This window comes from Micromonospora arida (genome assembly GCF_003857035.1).
In the GTDB taxonomy this organism is placed as follows: domain Bacteria; phylum Actinomycetota; class Actinomycetes; order Mycobacteriales; family Micromonosporaceae; genus Micromonospora; species Micromonospora arida.
The window spans coordinates 21,891-42,015 of the sequence record NZ_QGSY01000274.1 but is presented as its reverse complement, the minus strand read 5'-3'; the positions used below and the strand labels follow the sequence as shown (position 1 = coordinate 42,015).

Below are 20,125 nucleotides of genomic sequence, written 5' to 3'. Positions count from 1 at the left end.
CAGGGGACGCCACGTCCTGGAAGCGGTCAGGCGAGCGGTAGGTAGACCCGGCTCCCGCCGGAGACGAACTCCTCCGACCTGTCCTTCATGCCGCGCGCCGCGTACTCCTTGAGCTCTTGGGTGATCTTCATGGAGCAGAACTTCGGGCCACACATCGAGCAGAAGTGGGCGGTCTTCGCCGGCTCCGCGGGCAGGGTCGCGTCGTGGTACGAGCGCGCCGTCTCCGGGTCCAGTGAGAGGTTGAACTGATCCTCCCAGCGGAACTCGAACCGCGCCTTCGACAGGGCGTCGTCCCAGGCCTGCGCGCCGGGGTGCCCCTTGGCCAGGTCCGCCGCGTGTGCCGCGATCTTGTAGGCGATCACGCCCGCCTTCACGTCGTCCCGGTCCGGCAGGCCGAGGTGCTCCTTCGGCGTGACGTAGCAGAGCATCGCGGTGCCGAACATGCCGATCATCGCGGCGCCGATCGCCGAGGTGATGTGGTCGTACGCGGGCGCGATGTCGGTGGTCAGCGGACCGAGCGTGTAGAAGGGCGCCTCGTGGCACCACTCCTGCTGAAGGTCCACGTTCTCCTTGATCTTGTGCATCGGTACGTGACCGGGGCCCTCGATCATCACCTGGACGTCGTACGCCCAGGCGATCTTCGTCAGCTCACCGAGGGTGCGCAGCTCGGCGAACTGCGCCTCGTCGTTGGCGTCGGCGATCGACCCGGGGCGCAGCCCGTCGCCGAGGGAGAACGTCACGTCGTAGCGCGCGAGCAGCGCGCACAACTCCTCGAAGTTGGTGTAGAGGAAGTTCTCCTCGTGGTGCGCCAGGCACCACGCCGCCATGATCGAACCGCCTCGGGACACGATCCCGGTCACCCGGTCCACGGCCAGCGGCACGTACGGCAGGAGCACCCCGGCGTGCACCGTCATGTAGTCCACGCCCTGCTCGGCCTGCTCGATCACTGTCTCCCGGAACACCTCCCAGCTCAACTTCACCGGGTCGCCGCCGACCTTCTCCAGCGCCTGGTAGATCGGCACCGTCCCGATCGGCACCGGCGAGTTCCGCACGATCGCCTCACGGGTCTCGTGGATCCGCTTACCCGTGGACAGGTCCATCACGGTGTCCGCGCCCCAGCGGGTGGCCCAGGTCAGCTTCTCCACCTCCTCCGCGACCGACGAACTGACCGCCGAGGTGCCGATGTTGGCGTTCACCTTGACCAGGAACGCCTTACCGATGATCGCCGGCTCGCACTCCGGGTGGTTGACGTTGAGCGGGAGCACCGCCCGGCCGGCGGCGATCTCGGCCCGTACGAGTTCCGGTTCGACGTTCTCCCGGATCGCCACGAACTCCATCTCCGGCGTCACCACACCGGCCCGCGCGTACGCCAACTGGGTGGGCCGGCGATTGTCCACCCCGGCCAGCGGTGTGCCCGCACCCCGCACCGGTGCCACGTCACCCCGCTCGGCGATCCACGGGCCCCGCAGTGCGGGCAGCCCCACCGATGGGTCCGACCCCGGGCCGGACGTGTCGTAGAGCCGCACCGGCGGCAGGTCCCCGGTCAGCCCCACCTCCGCGAACGGCACCCGGACATCCGGCCGCGAACCCTCGACGTACACCTTGCCTCGTGCGTGCATGACAGCCTCCCTGGTGATCAAGCGGACCAGCCGAAGTGGTTCAGCGGCCCACGCCCCGCGCCCAGCTCCCAGCCCCGCGCGCCGGTCAGCGCACGGAGCACGTACTCCTTGGCGGCCCCCACGGCGGCCGGCACCGGATCGCCCAGACCGAGCCGCACCGCGATCGCCGCCGAGAACGAGCACCCGGTGCCGTGGGTGTGCCGGGTGGTCACCCGGGGTGCGCGCAGCAGGGTGGTGACGCCGCCGCCGTGCAGCACGTCGACCGCCTCGCCCCCGTCCAGGTCACCCCCCGTGACCACCACGTACTCCGGGCCGCCGGCCACCAGGGCCTCGGCGGCCACGACCATCGCGGCCACGTCGTCGACCGGGCGTCCCGTGATCGCCGCGGCCTCCGCGCAGTTCGGGGTCGCCACCCTGGCGTACGGCAACAGCCGCTCCACCGCGCCCACCACGCCGAGCCGGTGACCGCTCGTGGCGACCAGCACCGGGTCGACGACGAGTTGAGGCAGCCGGCCGTCCCGGGCGGCCTCGGCCACCACGTCCGCGATCGCCGGGGTGCCGAGCATCCCCGTCTTCACGGCGCGGACGGTGAAATCGGTGAGCACGCTGTCCAACTGCTCGGTGACAGTGCGTGGGGGCAGCGGCAGCACCGCGTCGACACCTCGGGTGTTCTGCGCGGTGACCGCCGTGAGGACGCTGGTGCCGTACGCGCCCAGCGCGGCGAAGACCTTGAGGTCGGCCTGGATGCCTGCGCCGCCACCGGAGTCCGAGCCGGCGATGGTTAGCAGTGTTCGCGGGGTCATTTTCTATCCCTGGTTGCGGTTGGGGGCTGGGGCTGACCGTTTCTGGCTGCGGTTTGGGGCTGCGGCCGACCGTGCCCACTCCGGGCGGTCAGGCTTGATCCCTGCGCGGGCACGGTCGGCCGCAGCCCCGACGTGGGAACGGTCGGCCGCAGCCCTGACGTGGGGACCTGGGTGACCCCGCGCCGGGTTTGGGTCAGCTTGGGGGTGACCGCCTCTGCATAGGCGCTGGTCAGGGCGGCGGCTGTTTCGGTGGGGTCTTCGGCTCGCATGAGCGCGCCCAGGACTGCTACTCCGGTGGCTCCTGCTTGGACGCAGGCGGTTACCTGTTCTGGGGTCTCGACTCCACCGAGGGCCAGCAGCGGCACGGGGGTGGCCTCGACCAGCTTTCGCAAGCCGTCCGGTCCCAGGGGTGGGCCGTAACCCGGTTTGGTCTTTGTGGGCCAGACCGGGGAGATGGTGGCGTAGTGCTCGGTGGTTAGGCGGTCCAGCTCGGGTTGGTGGTGGCAGGAGCGGCCGACCAGGCCGTGGGCTGGCGGTGGGTACGGGCCGGCGGCGGGCAGGTGCACGGCGTCACCGCCGAGTGGGTCGGGGCCGGCCACGATGAGGGTTCCGCCGACGTCGGCGAGGATCGCACGCAGGTCGGCGGCGATGGTGGCGCGTTCGGCGCGGGGCAGGTCCTTCTCCCGCAGCACCACCCAGCGCACTCCCCCGGCCACGGCACCCGCCACCACCTGGTCGAGCCGGCCCCGCGCGACGAGCCGGTCGGTCAACAGAACAACCCCCGACGGCGGGGTCACAGCTCGGGTCTTCCCTCGTCGGGGGTGGAGGCGAGCGCGTGGAAGCGGCGCTCGATCCGGCCGGCCTGGGCCGCCAGTCGGCCCGCCTCGACCGCGTACCGCATCGCGGTGGCCATCGCCACCGGGTCGGCCGCCCGGGTGACCGCGCTCGCCAGCAGCACCCCGTCACAGCCCAGCTCCATGGCCAGCGCCGCGTCGGACGCGGTGCCGATGCCGGCGTCGAGGATCACCGGCACGTCCACACCCTGCCGGATGAGTCGAATGTGGTGCGGGTTGCCGATGCCGAGCCCCGAACCGATCGGGGAGCCGGCCGGCATCACCGCGGCGCAGCCCACGTCGGCGAGGCGGCAGGCGAGCACGGGGTCGTCGCTGGTGTACGGCAGCACTGTGAAGCCGTAGGAGACCAACTCCTCGGCGGCGCGGAGCAGTTCCACCCCGTCGGGCAGCAGCGTCCGCTCGTCGCCGATCACCTCCAGCTTGACCCAGTCGGTGTCGAACGCGTCCCGGGCCAACCGGGCCACCTTCACCGCCTCGGTGGCGGTGTGACAGCCGGCGGTGTTCGGCAGCAGGCGTACGCCGCACCGGTCCAGCAGCTCCAGCAGCCCACCGGTGGAGCCCGGTGCCGTGCCCACCCGCCGCAGCGCCACTGTGACCAGCTCGGTGCCGGACGCCCGGATCGCCTGCTCCAGGACGTGCAGGTTCGCGGCACCGCCGGTGCCGAGGATCAGCCGTGAGGTGAAGGTCTCCCCACCCAGCTCGAAGGGCACGCCGCTCACCCGCCCTGCGCCGCGGTGAGCACCTCGACCCGGTCACCGTCGTGCAGTGCCCGCGCCGGCCAGCCGGTCCGGGGCACCACCTCGCCGTTGACCGCGACCGCCACCCCACGCGGCTGCGCCACGATGTCGCGGACCAGGTCCGCCACGGACGCGCCGGCGGCGACGCTGCGCCCGGCCCCGTTCACAGTCAACTCCACAGGTCCCCCTTCAACGTCGGTTCAGGTCCGCCCGGCGCGGCCACCGCGGCACCGCCGAAGCGGTCGGCCCGGAATGGCGCGAGCAGCGGGTCGGGTACGCCGCCGAGCACCAGGTCGGCGATCAGGTCGGCGGTGATCGGGGTGAGCACGATGCCGTGCCGGTGGTGCCCGGTGGCGGCCAGGACGTCCGGTCGGTCGGGCAGCGGCCCGAGGATCGGCGCGTTGTCCGGGGTGCCGGGGCGCAGCCCGGCGACCGCCTCGACCAGGTCGTACTCGGCCAACTCGGGCAACAGGTCGACCCCGGCGCGCAGCAGCCGTTGCACAGCACCGGCGGTGACAGTGGTGTCCGAGCGCTCCTCGACCGTCGCGCCGAGCACGACCTCACCGTCGGCGCGGGGCACCAGGTAGACGTGCTCGCCGTCGGCGTACCCCCGGATCACGTGCCGGAAGCCCGGCGCGACGCCGTCGGGCGCGCGGAGCCGGAGGACCTGGCCCTTCACCGGCCGCACGGGCAGGCCGGTGAGCGCGGCGGCCCCGCAGCCGGCGGCGACCACTGTGACCTGCCCGTCCACATCGGACAGGGACCGGACCGGCTGCGGCACGAGCACCGCGCCGGCCCGCTGCGCGGCCGTGCGCAGCGCCGGCACCAGCAGCCGGGGGTCGACCTGATGGTCGGTGGGCGCGAGCGCGCCGCCGCGCACCCGCGGGGCGAGCGCCGGTTCGCGGTCGCGCAGCTCGCTGGGGCGCAGCGGCGTCACCGGCAGACCCAACCCCTGCTGGTACGCCCACAGCCGGCGCGCCTCGGCCAGGTCGTCGCCGGTGAGCCCGACCATCAGCGTGCCCTCGGTCCGGTAGCCGATCTCGGCTCCGGTCGTCTCGGTCAACTCGGCGGCGAACGCCGGCCAGCGGGCGGCGGACGCCAGCAGCAACCCGGTCAGCTGCCGCTCACCGAAGTACGCCTCGGCTACCGGGGAGAGCATGCCGGCGGCCACCGCCGACGCCCCCGAACCAGGCGCCGGATCGTGCACCACCACCCGCAGCCCACGCGCGGCGCAACGCCAGGCGATCGCCAGCCCGATCGGCCCCGCCCCCACCACTGCCACGTCCGGCCGGACCCGGTCGCTCGACGGCGGTGACGGGGACCGGCCGGTCAGCACGTCAGGGCCTCGATCAGCTCGGCGGTAGCCCGTGCCGGGTCGGCTGCGGTGGAGACCGCACCGACCACCGCCACCCCGTACGCCCCGGCGGCCCGCAGCGCCGGCACCCGGGCGGCGGTCACTCCGCCGATCGCGATGACCGGAACGTCGACGGCGTCGACGACGGCGCGTACCCCGGCGGGCCCGATGGGGTCCGGCAGGCCGGTCTTGGTGCTGGTGGTGTGACACGGCCCGACGCCCAGGTAGCTGGCGCCCGCCGCGACTGCCTCGCGCGCCGGGCCCGGCGCGCGAGCCGTGGCGCCCAGCACACCGGTGGGGCCGAGCACCCGGCGGGCGGCGGCGACCGGCAGGTCGTCGGCGCCGACGTGCCCACCGGCGGCGCCCACCGCCAGCGCCACGTGCAACCGGTCGTTGACCAGGCAGGTCGCCCGGTACGACGCGCAGAGCGCGAGCACCCGCCGGGTCAGGTCGTACGCCTCGCGGTCGGTGGCGGAATCCCCGACCCGGACCTGTACCACCAGGTCGGCATGGGCCACGGTGAGGGCGGCGCGAACCACGGCAAGTGGGTCGCGACCCGGTCGGGTGTCGGTGATGAGATGCAATCGCCCCAGGGACGGCACGGCAACGCTCCTCCCTGCGCCGGCATTACCCGGATCAGGTTCGACGGTCGGGGGCTGTCAGCCCCCCTCTCAGCCCGGTACACCGGGCTCCCGTGGGTTACTTGCGTGTCACCGTACGACAGATCCGCCGGCCTGCCAAGGCGCGGGGTCGGCGGTGGCCGGCCGGCCGGGCCGCGTCAAAACGAGCGAGATCCAATGGGGCACTTCATGCGGTCCTGTTCGGAATGTCGCCCCCCGTTGCAGAACCGTTACCCGTCCGCATCTTGCCCGACATCGAGAGAGCCGAATTAATTTGTTCAGCGATTCGACAAAATGTCGGTGGGGGCACCCTGGCACGGTGTGACCACCGGCTCCATCAGGGACGGCCTTCGGCGAGCCGACTCCCGCGAGCTCTGTCACTACGACACAGGAGGCGGCGTGTCCCGTTCTCGTCGTGCCCGTACACCCATCACCGCAACCCTGATCTCCCTGGCCATGGCCTCGACCACCCTGTTCGGCGCGCCCGCGCAGGCGGCCGCCCAGGTTCCCCCACGGGATGCGAAAGCCGCAGCCCCGGTCAGCCAGGTGGCGCCGAAGGCGCCAAAGGCCGCGGCCGATCCCTTCTCCGTCCTCGTCTTCTCCAAGACCGCCGGCTTCCGGCACGACTCCATCCCCACCGGCGTCGCCGCCATCCAGCAACTCGGCGTCGCCAACGGATTCACAGTGGACAACTCCGAGGACGGCGCCGCATTCAACGACGCCAACCTGGCGAAGTACAAGGCGGTGATCTGGCTCTCCACCACCGGTGACGTGCTCAACGCCGACCAGCAGGCGGCGTTCGAGCGCTACGTGCAGGCCGGCGGCGGCTACGTCGGCATCCACGCCGCGTCGGACACCGAGTACAGCTGGGCCTGGTACGGCGACCTGGTCGGCGCGTACTTCGCCAACCACCCGCAGAACCAGCAGGCCACGGTCAAGGTGGAGGACCACGCCCACCCGTCCACGGCCGGGTTGCCGGACCGGTGGTCCCGGTTCGACGAGTGGTACAACTACCAGAGCAACCCCCGGCCGGACGTGCACGTGCTGGCCAGCCTGGACGAGAAGAGCTACACCCCCGGCGCCGGCGCGATGGGTGCGGACCACCCGGTCGCCTGGTGTCAGGACTACGACGGTGGCCGCTCCTGGTACACGGGCCTGGGGCACACCCGGGAGTCGTACGCCGAGCCCGAGTTCCTGTCCCACCTGCTCGGCGGCATCCGCACCGCGGCCGGTGTCGAGAACGCCGACTGCGGCGCCTCGAAGACCTCGAACTTCGAGAAGGTCACGCTGGACAGCAACACCAGCAACCCGATGGAGCTGGACGTCGCCCCCGACGGGCGGGTCTTCTACATCGAGCGCGACGGTCGCGTGCAGATCGTGAAGCCGGACACCGGCAACACCGTCACCGCCGTCGACCTGGACGTCTTCACCGGTAACGAGGACGGCCTCATCGGCATCCGGCTCGACCCGGACTTCGCCACCAACAAGTGGGTGTACCTGTACTACGCCCCGAACGACGGGGTCACCCGCAACCTGCTGTCCCGGTTCACGGTGACCGGCGACACCATCGACCTGGCCAGCGAAAAGCAGGTGCTACGGGTCGACACCCAGCGCAACACCTGCTGCCACGCCGGCGGCAGCATGACCTTCGACGGCGACGGCAACCTCTACCTGGCCACCGGTGACAACACCAACCCGTTCGAGTCGAACTCGTACTCGCCGCTCGACGAGCGGTCGGGCCGCCAGGACTACGACGCGCAGCGCACCTCCGCCAACACCAACGACCTGCGCGGCAAGGTGATCCGGATCCACCCGGAGGACGACGGGACGTACACCGTTCCGGCGGGCAACCTCTTCGCGGCGGGCACCGAGAAGACCCGTCCCGAGATCTACGCGATGGGCTTCCGCAACCCGTTCCGGATCGGCACCGACCCGAAGACCAACACGCTGTACGTCGCGGACTACGGACCGGACGCCAACGCGGACAACCCGAACCGGGGCCCCCGCGGTCTGGTCGAGTGGAACGTCGTCACCCCGGGCAACTACGGCTGGCCGTACTGCACGGGCACGAACGAGGCGTACAACGACTACACGTTCCCGTCCGGCCCGAGCGGTCCGAAGTTCGACTGCGCCGCCCCGGTGAACAACTCGCCCAACAACACCGGCCTGACCAACCTCCCGCCGGTGGTTCCGGCGACCGTCGACTACGGGTACGCCGGTGACGCGCGTTACCCGGAGATCGGTGGCGGCGGCGCCCCGATGGGCGGCCCGGTCTACCGCTACGACGCCGACCTGAACTCGAACCGCAAGTGGCCGGCGTACTACGACGGCAAGGCTCTGCTCGGCGAGTGGAACCAGAACAAGATGTACACCATGCAGTTGACCCCCGACGGCAAGTCGTTGGTGGACATCAACCAGTTGCTCACCGGCATGAGCATGGTCCGGCCGATGGACTTCGAGTTCGGCCCGGACGGGGCGCTGTACCTGATCGAGTGGGGCAGCGGCTTCGGCGGCAACAACGACAACTCGGGCGTCTACCGGATCGACTACACCGCCGGTGACCGCGCCCCGATCGCCGCGGCGTCCGCCAACCCGACCTCGGGGCCGGCACCGTTGACGGTGACCTTCTCCAGCGCCGGCTCCCGGGACCCCGACGGTGGCACGCTCACCTACGCCTGGACGTTCGGCGACGGGCAGACCTCGACCGAGGCCAACCCGACCCACACGTACGCCACGGCGGGCAACTACACCGCCCAGCTCACCGTCACCAACCCCAAGGGTCGGACCGCGGTGGCCAACGTGCCGGTCACCGTGGGCAACACCGCGCCGACGGTCTCCATCGAGTTCCCACCGGACGGCGGCTTCTTCAACTGGGGTGACCAGGTCCGCTACTCGATCAAGGTGACCGACCCCGAGGACGGGCAGATCGACTGTGACAAGGTGCAGCTTCAGGTGCTGCTCGGTCACGACGAGCACGCCCACCCGCTGGAGCAGCACACCGGCTGCACCGGCACCGTCCAGACGTCGCTCGCCTCCGGGCACGGCGCCGAGGCGAACGTCTTCGCGGTCTTCGAGGCCACCTACACCGACGAGGGTGGTGCCGGCGGCTCCGGTGCCCTGACCGGCCGGCAGATCGAGGTCCTCCAGCCGAAGCAGAAGCAGGCCGAGTACTTCACCGCCACCGGGCGCGCCCCGGTGAGCACCGGCGGTGGAGACCCCGGCGTGCAACGCGAGGCCGGTGCCGACACCGCCGGTGGCGGTCAGAGCATCGCCTTCATCGAGGACGGTGACTGGTGGTCGGTCGCCCCGGCGAACCTGACCAACATCACCGAGATCCGCTTCCGGGCCGCCTCCGCCGCCGCCGGCGGTCGGATCGAGGTTCGCGCGGGTGCTGTTGACGGACCGGTGGTCGCCACGGCCGTCGTACCGTCGACCGGCGCGTGGCAGACGTACACGGACGTGAGCGCACCGGTCACCGGCGCCGCGAGCGGCTCGCTGTACTTCCTGGCCCGCGATCCGAACGGCGGAACGGGTTCGCTGTTCAACGTCAACTGGATGGACTTCGTCGGCCGCGGTGTCACCGAGAACGGGCCGCCGGTGGTCAGCGCCACAGCCACCCCGGCCACCGGCACCGCACCGGTCACCGTCGCCTTCGACGGCACGGCCACCGACGCCGAGGGCGACACCCCGTTGACGTACGCCTGGGACTTCGGTGACGGAGGCTCGGCGACCACCCTGGACGCCAGCCACACCTACACCAGCCCGGGTACCTTCACGGCCACCCTCACGGTGACCGACAGCAAGGGCGCCAAGTCGTACGCCACCGTGCCGGTGCGGGTCGACGCGCCGGACACGTCCTGCTTCGGGGCGCGTTCGGACGACTTCAACGGCAACAGCCTCGACAAGGCCCGCTGGACCAGCGTGATCCGGGAGAACCAGCTCTACTCGCTCAGTGGCGGCGCGCTCCGGCTGCCCACTGGCGTTGGTGACCTCTACGGCGCTCGCAACGACGCCACGAACCTGGTGCTCCAGGCGGCCCCGACCGGCGCGTGGGAGATGACCACCAAGGTCACCCTGCCGGTGACGGCCAACTACCAGCAGGCAGGTCTGCTGGTGTACGGCGACGACGACAACTACGCCAAGGTGGACCTGCTGTACAACGGCAGCCGTCGGGTGGAGTTCATCCGGGAGACGGCGGCCACTCCTCGCAACGAGGCCGCCGACGCCACCAACGCACCTGCCGGTGACACCGTGTACCTGCGGATCACCAGCGACGGGACGAACCTGACCGCGTCCGTTTCGGGCGACGGGCAGACGTTCACCCCGGTCGGCCGTTCGGCCGCGCTCGAGGGCATCACCAACCCGCGGATCGGGGTCTTCGCGCTCAACGGAGGCACCGAGGCGCCTGTTGTCGACGCCGCGTTCGACTCGTTCCAGGTCACGCCGGACGCTCCGGCCGGCCCGGTCGACCCGTCGGACGAGTTCACCGGCAGCACGTTGGACAAGTGCCGGTGGGACGCCGTGACGCGGGAGGACCCGAGCGGTTACCGGGTCACCGATGGCGCGTTGCGGATCGACGTGCCCAACGGTGACATCTACGGCACCGACAACACCGGGCCGAAGAACTTCATCCTCCAGAACGCGCCGTCCGGCGACTGGACCCTGGAGACGAAGGTCGACGGCAGCCTGCTGAACGAGCAGTACCAGCAGGCCGGTCTGCTCGTGCAGGCGGACGACGACAACTACCTGAAGCTCGACTTCATCGCGGACAACCAGGCCGGCCAGGCGGTGACGCGGCGGATCGAGTTCCGCAGCGAGATCGCCGGGGTGGTCCAGAACCCGCAGCCCGAGGCGGGCAACCTGACCTCGGCGGTGTGGCACCTGCGGCTGGCCCGCACGGGCGACACGTTCACCGCGTCGTACTCGGCCGACGGGACGACCTGGACCGCGTTGACGGCGCTGACCAACAGCGCGGTCGGGGCAACCCCGAAGGTCGGGCTGTTCACCCTCGGCGCCAACCAGACGGCGTCGAAGACCGCCTCGTTCGACTACTTCCGGCTCAGCACGAAGGTGGCCGACGAGACGGCACCGGTGACCACCGCGGCGGTTTCCGGCACCCCGACCGACGGGTGGCACACCGGGCCGGTGACGATCACGCTCACCGGTGCCGACGAGGCCGGCGGTAGCGGGCTCGCCGGTACGGAGTACCAGCTGGACGGTGCCACCACCTGGACGGCGTACACCGCTCCGGTGGCGGTCAGCGGGGACGGCGAGCACGAGCTCCGGTTCCGCTCGACGGACAAGGCCGGCAACGTGGAGGCGACCAAGACCGTCTCGGTCAAGATCGACGCCACCGCGCCGGTGACCTCGGCGACGTTCGCTCCGGCGAACGACGCCGGTTGGCACAACGGGACCATCCCGGTCGTGCTGGCCGCCACCGACGCCGGTTCCGGCGTCAAGACGGTGGAGTGGTCGCTGGACGGTGGCGCGTGGACGCCGTACTCGACGCCGGTCGAGGTGACCGGTGACGGGCAGCACGAGCTGCTGTTCCGCTCGACGGACAAGGCGGGCAACGTCGAGACGCTGAAGTCGGCGGTGCTGCGCATCGACGGCACCAAGCCGACGCTGCTGGTGTCCGGGCTGGCCGACGGCCAGCTCTACGGCGACAGCCAGGACGTCCGGGTGGCCTGGCAGGCCGTCGACCCGACCTCGGGCATCGCGAGCGTGGTCGGTCAGCTCGACGGCCAGGCATACACCAGTGGCACCCTGCAGGCCATGTACGACCTGTCGCTCGGCCTGCACGAGCTGACCGTTACCGCGACCGACAAGGCGGGCAACAAGACCACCTCGACGGTCCGGTTCTTCGTCACCACCTCGTTCCGGGACCTGCAGAGTCTGCTGGACCGGTTCAAGGCGACGGGGCGGCTCTCGACCAAGGCGCACAAGCAGCTGTCGAACAAGCTCGACGCTGTTCGCGCGTCCGAGGCGGCCGGCGACGACAAGGCTGCCGTCCGGCAGCTGACCGCGTTCCGGACGCTCGCCAGCGACGCCACGCTGGTGCCCGAGGCAGAGGTCCGGGACGTTCTGATCCGGGACGCCGACGCCATGATCGTTAGGCTCGGCGGCGCGGCCAGCAAGGCCGGGGTCAAGGCGAACGACGGCGACTCGGTCAAGGGCACCGGGCGGCTCGGTGGCGATGCCACCCGGCTGGCACCCGGTCGCCAGCTCTGATCCGACGAGGCCCCTTCCCGGCGCTGCGGCGTCGGGGAGGGGCCTCCCTCATCGGTAGGGAGGAGATGTCCGTGACGGGTATCCGCAAGGTCCTGGCCGCCGTGGTCGTCGGCCTGGCCCTGACCCTGTCCGCCGCCCCGGCGGCGCAGGCCGCGCAGGCCACCCCGGCGGCGCAGGCCGCGCAGGCCGCCCCGGCGGCGCAGGCCGACAAGCTCAAGCTCACTGTGGCCGGCGACGGGGCTCAGGGCGTCACCATCCAAGCCACCTACGCCGATGGCCGCCGGCTGGAGCAGGTGGTGCGGTTGGTCCTCACCGCCACCGGCCCGGACGGGCAGCGGGTCGGGCCGGTGCAGCTCGAACCGCAGCCCGAGGGGCAGGGTTTCTACAGCAGCGGCCCGGTGCTCTCCACCGGCACGTGGAAGGTGTCGGTGAACTCCCCCGCTCCTCTGGCGGGCAAGGCCACCGCCACGGTGCAGGCGAAGGCGGCACAGTCACCGCCGGCGCCCGCGCCGGTCGCGGTGACCAAGCGGGTGGACGGCGGGTCGGGCACCGGTTGGTGGCCGTTCGCGGCGGCCGGTCTCGTGCTCGTCGCCGCGGCGATGGGGGTGGCCATGCTCTTCGGCCGCCGCCGCACCGACTGACCACAGAGCATTCGACTACCGGGCCGGGCCGCGACGAGCAGCCCGGCCCGGTGTCGTCTGACTGGCTCGTGATCGACTCGACTTCCCGGAAGTCGGGGTGTCCCGCGCGACAGGTCACCCCGACTTCAAGGAACGCGAGTGGATCAAGCGCGGCGCACGCCCCCGCGCACGACGAGGCACGCGTCTCGCCGCGCTCAGAGGATGGCGCGCAGCGCCGCCAGATCGTCGTCGCTGGGCTCCCAGGTGCCGGCGGCGGCGTTGGCGCGCACCTGCTCCGGCGTGGTGGCACCGGCGATCACCGAGGTCACCGCCGGCTGGGCGGCCAGACCGCCGATCGCCACCTGGAGCATCGTCAGACCCCGCTCGGCCGCGTACGCCTCGATCGCCTCGATGGTGTCCCAGTCGGCTGCGGCGAGCCGCTCCGCGTACCGGCCACCACCGGAGAGTCGGCTGCCGGCCGGCGGCTGACCCTCCCGCTTGTACTTGCCGGTGAGCAGACCGTTGGCCAGCGGGAAGAACGGCAGCATGCCGAGGCCGAACCGCTCGCACGCCGGGATCACCTCGGCCTCCACCGAGCGCTCCAGCAGGCTGTAGTGGTTCTGCGCGCTGATGAAGCGGGACCGGCCGTTGGACGAGGCGACCCAGTCCGCGTCGGCGATCTGCCAGCCGGCGAAGTTGGAGTTGCCCAGGTAGCGCACCTTTCCGTCGCGGACCAGGTCGTCCAGGGCGGCGAGGGTCTCGTCGATCGGGGTGCCCGGGTCGGGCTCGTGCATCTGGTACAGGTCGATGTGGTCGGTGCCGAGCCGGCGCAGCGACGCCTCCACCGCGCGGGCGATGTAGCGCCGCGCACCACGAGCGCCGTAGTCCGGCCCGTTGAGGCCGTTCATGTCCATGCCGAACTTGGTGGCCACCACCACGTCGTCCCGGCGGCCCTTGAGCGCCTGGCCGAGCAGCTCCTCGGAACCGCCCTGCGGCTCGCCGTAGATGTCGGCGGTGTCGAAGAGGTTGATCCCGGCGTCCAGGGCCGCGTCCACCACCGCCCGGGTGCCGTCGAGGTCCAACTTGCGGCCGAAGTTGTTGCAGCCGATGCCGACCACGGACACCACGAGCCCGGAGTCGCCCAGCCGGCGATAGGTCATCTCAGTCACGAGATCCACCCTATGCCGGCCCGGCGCCCGTCACCCGACGTCCCAGACCGGTTCCGGGGTCTCCACCACCTCGCTGTCGCCTCGGAACAACACGAACCGGTCGAACGAGCGGGTGAACCAACGATCGTGGGTGACCGCGATCACCGTGCCCTCGAAGGCGGTCAGGCCCGCTTCGAGCGCTTCCGCGCTGGCCAGGTCGAGGTTGTCGGTGGGCTCGTCGAGCAGCAGCAGGGTCGCCCCGGACAGCTCCAACAGCAACACCAGGAACCGGGCCTGCTGCCCGCCGGAGAGCGTGCCGAAGCGCTGGTCGCCCTGCGCGGCCAGCTCGTAGCGACTGAGCACGCCCATCGCCGCGTGCCGGTCCATCCCGGTGCGGTGCTCGTCGCCCCGCCAGAGGATCTCGACGAGCGTCTTCGACATCAGCTCCGGCCGGTCGTGGGTCTGGGAGAAGTGCCCGGGGCGGACCCGGGCACCGAGGCGGGCCGTGCCCTCGTGCGCCACCGGAGCGAGCGCGCCCGCGCCGTCGACCGGCCCGTTCGCCGGGTCCGGGTCGGTGCCGCCGCGGGCCAACAGCCGCAGGAAGTGCGACTTGCCGGTGCCGTTGGCACCGAGCACCGCCACCCGGTCGCCGTACCAGATCTCCAGGTCGAAGGGGAAGGTAAGGCCGTCGAGCTCCAGCTGCTCGCAGACGACCGCGCGCTTGCCGGTCCGCCCGCCGCTGAGCCGCATCCGGATGTCCTGGTCCTTCGGCGGTACGGGCGGCGGCCCGGCCTCCTCGAACTTGCGCAACCGGGTCTGCGCGGCCTGGTAACGCGAGGCCAACCCGTCGTTGTACGCGGCCTTCTGCTTGTACATCAGCATCAGCTCGCGCAGCTTCTGGTGCTCCTCGTCCCAGCGCCGGCGCAGCTCGTCGAGGCGGGCGTGCCGAGCCACCCGAGCCTCGTGCCAACTGGCGAAGCCGCCGGGGTGCACCCAGGCGCTGCCACCCTCGACGGCGACCACCCGGTCGGCGCTCTGGGCCAGCAGCTCGCGGTCGTGCGAGACGTAGAGCACCGACTTCGTCGACTCGCGCAGTCGCGCCTCCAGCCAGCGCTTGCCGGGCACGTCGAGGAAGTTGTCCGGTTCGTCGAGCAGCAGCACCTCGTCCGGGCCGCGCAGCAGCAACTCCAGGGCGAAGCGCTTCTGCTGGCCGCCGGAGAGGGTACGCACCGGACGGTCCCGTACGGCGTCCCACGGCTGGCCGAGCACGATGGTCGCGACGGTGTCGAAGAGCACCTCGGCGTCGTACCCGCCGGCCTCGCCCCAGGCGCCGAGCGCATCGGCGTACGCCAGCTGGGCCTTGCCAGCGGCGTTGCTGAACTTGCCGTGGGCCTCGGTCGCCCGCATGGCCGCCTCGGTCTCGCCGAGCCGCCGGCCGGCATCGCGAAGCGCCGGAGGGGCCAGCGACAACGCCAGGTCGGCGAGGGTCGACTCGTCACCGATCATGCCGATGAACTGGCGCATCACACCCAGCCCGCCGGCCCGCGCGACGACGCCGCTGCGCACCGGCAGGTCGCCGGCGACCATCCTCAGCAGCGTCGTCTTTCCCGCGCCGTTCGGCCCGACCAGGGCGACCTTGCTGCCCTCCCCGACCCGGAACGACACGTCGGCGAAGAGTTCCCGACCGTCGGGCAGGATGTGCCCGACCGCTGCCACGTCCACGTATCCCACGCCGGGATCCTGCCCCAACGAGGGTCGGGGGGTACATCCAATTACCGGGTGACGCGCAGCACCCGGAAGCCCTTCTGGCTGGCGTACCGCTCGACCTGCCAGCTCTGCTCGGTGAGCCAGCGTTGCAGGGAGTCGCCGCCGAGGTGCCGGGCGACGACCAACCAGCCGACACCATCCGGGGCGAGTCGGGGCAGCCAGCGCAGCAACAGGTCGTGCAGCCCGTCCTTGCCGATCCGGATGGGCGGGTTCGACCAGATCTGGGCGAAGCGGACGCCGTCCGGAACGTCGTCCGGCGCGCTGACCCGGACCCGGTCGGCGGCGCCGACCCGAGCCGCGTTGGCGGCGGTCAGCTCGCGGGCCCGGGCGTTGACGTCGACGGCCCAGATGGTGCTGGTGGGCGCGAGGTCGGCCAGCACGCAGCTGATCGGCCCGAAGCCGCAGCCGAGGTCGAGCAGGTCGCCGGTGGTGGCGGCAGCGGGCAGCTCGGCCTTGCGCAGCAGCACCGCGGTGCCCGGGTCGAGCCGGCTGGCGGAGAACACCCCGCCGGCCGAGGAGAGCCGGTAGTCGCGGTCGGCGACGGAGAACTCGACCTCGCGCGCCGGGGCGTCGCTGGTGGGTTGAGCAGTGAAGTAGTGGTCGCCGGTCACCCGGTAATTCTCGCACCGGTCCGGGGCGGACCTGACACGGCCCACACGCACATTTCCCGGATATTACCCCCTAAAGGGACAATGCCTCCTACTCTGGGCGACATGGTGTATCGGTACCAGTCCGATGAGGACGCTTTCGAGGAGTACCCGGAGCCCGGGTCCGACCTGTCGGTGCTCGGCGCCGGTCCGCCCCCGGCGGCCGGGCCCTCTCCGTCGCGCTTCCCCACGCCGTCGCTGCCCCGGCCGAACCAGCTCTCGCTGCCCTCGTCGCAGCCAGCGCCGGCTCGTGCCGTTGCGTCGCAGCCACTGCCGACACGTGCCGACATCCCGCCCGCCCCGCCGCGCAGCCAGATCTACACCTCGGCGACGTCGGCGGAGCCGCCCACCCGGCGCGGCGGCGGTCGACTGTGGCAGGTACTGATCGGCGGGGCAGCCGTCCTGGTGCTGCTCGCCCTCTGCGGTCTCGGCGCCGCCGCGTTGCTCATCGACCGCAACGAGCAGCCACAGAGCAACCCGACGTACCAGCCGAACGCCGCCCCGACGTCGGCACCGCCGGAACGGCTGGCCCTCGACTCCCGGGACACCGACCAGGCCCCGCTCACCGCCAAGGAACTCTTCCCCGGCAAGGAACTGAAGCTCACCGACGGCCAGCCGAGCTACCAGGTGCTCAAGACACAGTCCAGCGGCAGTTGCGCCGTCGCCGCCACCGACGAGGTGGCCGACCTGCTGGTCCGGCTCGGCTGCAACCAGGTCGTCCGGGCCACGCTGAGCACGCCCGACGACAGCCACCTGGTCACCGCCGGCCTGTTCAACCTCACCGACAAGGTCAGCGCGGAACGAGCCCGAGACCGGCTCCGGCAACTGCTCGACGAGCGGCAGGGCCGCTTCCGTGGCCTCACCGCCGACGACGCCGACGGCACCGATGTCCTGGCCCGCGCTCCGTCACGCGTCGGCTGGCAGGTCCGTGGCCACTACCTGGCGTACGCGCTGGTGGTCCGCAAGGACGGGGCGGCGGTCAAGGCGGGTGACGCCAAGGTCCGCGAGATCCTGTTCGACATGATCGAGCTGCACCTCAGCCGGGGCGTACTGCAGAGCCGGGCCGACGGTGGCACCGCCGCGCAACCGACGACGGGACCTACCGGCAGCAACGCCAACCAGGGCGATCTGCCGGGCGACTGACCCCGCGGACGGTCAACCCTCGATCGGGACCCGCAACCGGCGGGTGAGGGTGGCGCGGTGGGCGTACTCGGCCGGATCCGCCGGGTAGCCGACGGCGACCAGGGTCAGCCCGCGCGCGGGGGCCACGGTCACCTCGCTGGACCGCTCCCGCTGAGTGAGCAGGGTGCCCGGCCACTCGACCGGACGGCGGCCGTCCCCGGCCACCAGCATGGCTCCCACCAGGCTGCGCACCATCGCCTGACAGAACGCGTCGGCCTGCACGGTGGCGACCAGGATGCCGTCCGGGTCGCGCCGCCAGTCCAGCCGGGTCACCTCGCGCAGCGTGGTCGCGTGCTCCTTGCGCCGGCAGTACGCGGCGAAGTCGTGCTCCCCCACCAGCCCGGTCGCGGCGGCGTTCAGCGCGGCCAGTTCCAACGGCTTCGGCCAGGCCAGCACCTCGTGGCGGCGCAACGGCTCGGCACCGAAGGGCGCGTCGGTGACCCGGTACTCGTAGCGCCGGAAGGTGGCCGAGAACCGGGCGTCGAAGTCGGCCGGTACCTCGGTCATCGCCCGTACCCGCACGTCGGTGGGGAGCAGCCGGGCCAGGCGACGCAGCAGCCGTCCCTCGTGCTGCCGCCACACGTCCACGGGCAGGTCCACGTGGCACACCTGCCCCGTGGCGTGCACTCCCGCGTCGGTCCGCCCGGCCACCGTCAGCCCGGTGGCCGTACCGGCGCCCAGGACCAGGTCCAGGGTCTCGACGAGCACCCCCGCGACGGTGCGCCTGGTCGGCTGGGCTGCCCAGCCGGAGAAGTCGGTGCCGTCGTACGAGACGTCCAGCCGCAGCCGGATCCGCTCGTCCACCTCGTACCTCCTGTTACGGGTCGGGCCCGGCACCCCGATGGGGTGCCGGGCCCGACGATGCCCTTGATCAGGCCTTGTTCTCGGTGGCCTCGTCGCTGTCCTCGCGGGCGGCGTCGGTGTCACCGGACGCCGACACCGGCGCCTCGGAGTCCTGGTCGGCCGGAGCCGACTTCGGGGCCTCGTCGGCCGGGGCGAGCGCCTCGACCTTGTCCTGCTGGGCGGCCTTGCGGGCGGCGGTCTTCTTGTTCACCTTCGGCTCGGCGACCTGAAGCTCCTCCACCAGCTCGATGATGGCCATCGGCGCGTTGTCACCCTTGCGCGGACCGGTCTTCACGATCCGGGTGTAACCGCCGGGGCGGTTGGAGTACCGGGGCGCGATCTGGTCGAACAGGGCGTAGACCACGTCCTTGTCCTTGACGACACCCAGCACCCGACGCCGCGAGGCGAGGTCACCGCGCTTGGCCTTGGTGATGAGCTGCTCGGCCAGCGGGCGCAGCCGCCGGGCCTTCGTCTCGGTGGTCTGGATCTTCCCGTGCTGGAACAGCGCGGTCGCCAGGTTGGCCAGCATCAGCCGCTCGTGCGAGGGGCTGCCGCCGAGGCGGGGGCCCTTGGTGGGCGTGGGCATTTTTGGTGCTCCTCAGTTGTGGCGGCAGCGCGGACTAGAGCTGCTCGGTCTCGCGGTAGTCGTCGGTGTCGTAGTCGGCCTCGCCGAAGGTGTCCACGACGTGCGCCGGGTCGAAGTTCGGAGCCGAGTCCTTCAGCCCGAGACCCATCCCGGCGAGCTTCATCTTGACCTCGTCGATCGACTTCTGACCGAAGTTGCGAATGTCGAGGAGGTCGGCCTCGGTACGCCCGATGAGCTCACCAACGGAGTTGATGCCCTCGCGCTTGAGGCAGTTGTAGGAGCGGACGGTGAGGTCCAGCTCCTCGATCGGCAGAGCGAGGTCCGCCGCCAGCTGGGCGTCCTGCGGGGACGGCCCGATGTCGATGCCCTCGGCGGTCTCGTCCAGCTCCCGGGCGAGCCCGAACAGCTCCACCAGCGTCGAACCGGCGGAGGCCAGCGCGGTACGCGGACCCATCGACGGCTTGGTCTCGACGTCGATGATCAACCGGTCGAAGTCGGTGCGCTGCTCGACACGGGTCGCCTCGACGCGGTAGGTCACCTTCAGCACCGGCGAGTAGATCGAGTCGACCGGGATCCGGCCGATCTCGGCACCGGACTGCTTGTTCTGCGCCGCCGTCACGTAGCCCCGGCCCCGCTCGACGGTCAGCTCCATGTCGAGCCGGCCCTTGCCGTTCAGGGTGGCGAGCTTGAGATCCGGGTTGTGCACCGAGACGCCGGCCGGCGGCTGGATGTCGCCCGCGGTCACGTCGCCCGGGCCCTGCTTACGCAGGTACATGCTGACCGGCTCGTCGTGCTCGGAGCTGACGCACAGCTCCTTGATGTTCATGACGAGCTCGACCACGTCCTCCTTGACACCGGGGATCGTGGTGAACTCGTGCAGCACACCGTCGATCTTGATCGAGGTGACGGCCGCGCCCGGGATCGACGACAGCAGCGTACGCCGCAGCGAGTTACCCAGGGTGTAGCCGAAGCCCGGCTCCAGCGGCTCGATGGCGAACCGGGACCGAGTCTCGTTGATCGACTCCTCGGAGAGGGAGGGTCGCTGGCTGATGAGCATCTTTTCTCTTCTCTTCCGGGGCGCCCGCTATTTGACGCCCACGACACAAACTGTTCC

Annotated in this window: 15 protein-coding genes, 1 pseudogene and 1 riboswitch; of the genes and pseudogenes, 3 read left to right on the top strand and 13 right to left on the bottom strand. The window is 71.4% G+C overall.

Features of this window, described 5'->3' with window-relative positions; translation table 11 throughout:
* Positions 1–26 precede the first annotated feature (26 nt).
* The 7 genes and pseudogenes from thiC to thiE all read right to left on the bottom strand — a co-directional run bounded on the left by thiC (position 27) and on the right by thiE (position 5,969).
* A complete protein-coding gene (gene thiC, locus DLJ58_RS27335; protein ID WP_124860538.1) occupies positions 27–1,619 on the bottom strand; it encodes a phosphomethylpyrimidine synthase ThiC in 1,593 nt (530 codons plus the stop codon).
* A gap of 17 nt (positions 1,620–1,636) precedes the next feature.
* Complete coding sequence (thiD, locus tag DLJ58_RS27330) at positions 1,637–2,422, bottom strand: bifunctional hydroxymethylpyrimidine kinase/phosphomethylpyrimidine kinase (RefSeq protein ID WP_124860536.1); 786 nt, start codon at positions 2,420–2,422, stop codon at positions 1,637–1,639.
* A gap of 218 nt (positions 2,423–2,640) precedes the next feature.
* Positions 2,641–3,219, bottom strand: a pseudogene (locus DLJ58_RS27325) (thiamine phosphate synthase); the annotation flags it as partial.
* Positions 3,216–3,995 (bottom strand): thiazole synthase, encoded by a 780-nt coding sequence (locus DLJ58_RS27320; RefSeq protein ID WP_124860532.1) that lies wholly within the window; start codon positions 3,993–3,995, stop codon positions 3,216–3,218. The gene DLJ58_RS27320 and the pseudogene DLJ58_RS27325, both read right to left, overlap by 4 nt.
* Positions 3,992–4,192: a sulfur carrier protein ThiS gene (gene thiS, locus DLJ58_RS27315; RefSeq protein WP_124860530.1), complete on the bottom strand. Its 201-nt coding sequence runs from the start codon at positions 4,190–4,192 to the stop codon at positions 3,992–3,994. Before thiS ends, DLJ58_RS27320 begins: the two co-directional genes overlap by 4 nt.
* A complete protein-coding gene (thiO, locus tag DLJ58_RS27310; RefSeq protein ID WP_425271351.1) occupies positions 4,183–5,349 on the bottom strand; it encodes a glycine oxidase ThiO in 1,167 nt (388 codons plus the stop codon). Before thiO ends, thiS begins: the two co-directional genes overlap by 10 nt.
* Positions 5,343–5,969, bottom strand: coding sequence for a thiamine phosphate synthase (thiE, locus tag DLJ58_RS27305; RefSeq protein WP_124860528.1), 627 nt, complete (start codon positions 5,967–5,969; stop codon positions 5,343–5,345). Before thiE ends, thiO begins: the two co-directional genes overlap by 7 nt.
* Positions 5,964–6,073: riboswitch (TPP riboswitch) on the bottom strand. (Overlaps the previous gene by 6 nt.)
* A 313-nt stretch (positions 6,074–6,386) precedes the next feature.
* On the opposite strand from thiE, the gene DLJ58_RS27300 reads away from it, so the two are divergent.
* Entirely contained in the window at positions 6,387–12,218 is a 5,832-nt protein-coding gene (locus DLJ58_RS27300) for a ThuA domain-containing protein (RefSeq protein WP_124860526.1), read from the top strand.
* A 71-nt stretch (positions 12,219–12,289) separates the two neighbouring features.
* Entirely contained in the window at positions 12,290–12,859 is a 570-nt protein-coding gene (locus DLJ58_RS27295; RefSeq protein ID WP_124860524.1) for a hypothetical protein, read from the top strand.
* A 194-nt stretch (positions 12,860–13,053) separates the two neighbouring features.
* On the opposite strand, the gene DLJ58_RS27290 is transcribed toward DLJ58_RS27295, so the two are convergent.
* The 3 genes from DLJ58_RS27290 to DLJ58_RS27280 are packed head-to-tail and all read right to left on the bottom strand — an operon-like array spanning position 13,054 to position 16,364.
* Complete coding sequence (locus tag DLJ58_RS27290) at positions 13,054–14,016, bottom strand: aldo/keto reductase (protein WP_208741354.1); 963 nt, start codon at positions 14,014–14,016, stop codon at positions 13,054–13,056.
* 21 nt (positions 14,017–14,037) lie between these two features.
* Entirely contained in the window at positions 14,038–15,717 is a 1,680-nt protein-coding gene (locus tag DLJ58_RS27285; protein ID WP_124860522.1) for an ABC-F family ATP-binding cassette domain-containing protein, read from the bottom strand.
* A 41-nt stretch (positions 15,718–15,758) separates the two neighbouring features.
* Positions 15,759–16,364 (bottom strand): class I SAM-dependent methyltransferase, encoded by a 606-nt coding sequence (locus tag DLJ58_RS27280; protein WP_124860520.1) that lies wholly within the window; start codon positions 16,362–16,364, stop codon positions 15,759–15,761.
* Between the two features lie 102 nt (positions 16,365–16,466).
* On the opposite strand from DLJ58_RS27280, the gene DLJ58_RS27275 reads away from it, so the two are divergent.
* Positions 16,467–17,543 carry a hypothetical protein gene (locus tag DLJ58_RS27275; protein ID WP_244219144.1) on the top strand — a complete coding sequence of 359 codons (1,077 nt, stop codon included), beginning with the start codon at positions 16,467–16,469 and terminating at the stop codon, positions 17,541–17,543.
* A gap of 12 nt (positions 17,544–17,555) precedes the next feature.
* Here the strand turns inward: DLJ58_RS27275 and truA are convergent, their stop codons facing one another.
* The 3 genes from truA to DLJ58_RS27260 all read right to left on the bottom strand — a co-directional run bounded on the left by truA (position 17,556) and on the right by DLJ58_RS27260 (position 20,068).
* Complete coding sequence (gene truA, locus DLJ58_RS27270) at positions 17,556–18,386, bottom strand: tRNA pseudouridine(38-40) synthase TruA (protein ID WP_124860516.1); 831 nt, start codon at positions 18,384–18,386, stop codon at positions 17,556–17,558.
* 67 nt (positions 18,387–18,453) lie between these two features.
* Positions 18,454–19,011, bottom strand: a complete 558-nt coding sequence (gene rplQ, locus DLJ58_RS27265; RefSeq protein WP_053653920.1) for a 50S ribosomal protein L17 — start codon at positions 19,009–19,011, stop codon at positions 18,454–18,456.
* A 34-nt stretch (positions 19,012–19,045) separates the two neighbouring features.
* On the bottom strand, positions 19,046–20,068 hold the full coding sequence (locus tag DLJ58_RS27260) for a DNA-directed RNA polymerase subunit alpha (protein ID WP_007465227.1): 1,023 nt from the start codon (positions 20,066–20,068) through the stop codon (positions 19,046–19,048).
* Between the last annotated feature and the right edge of the window lie 57 nt (positions 20,069–20,125).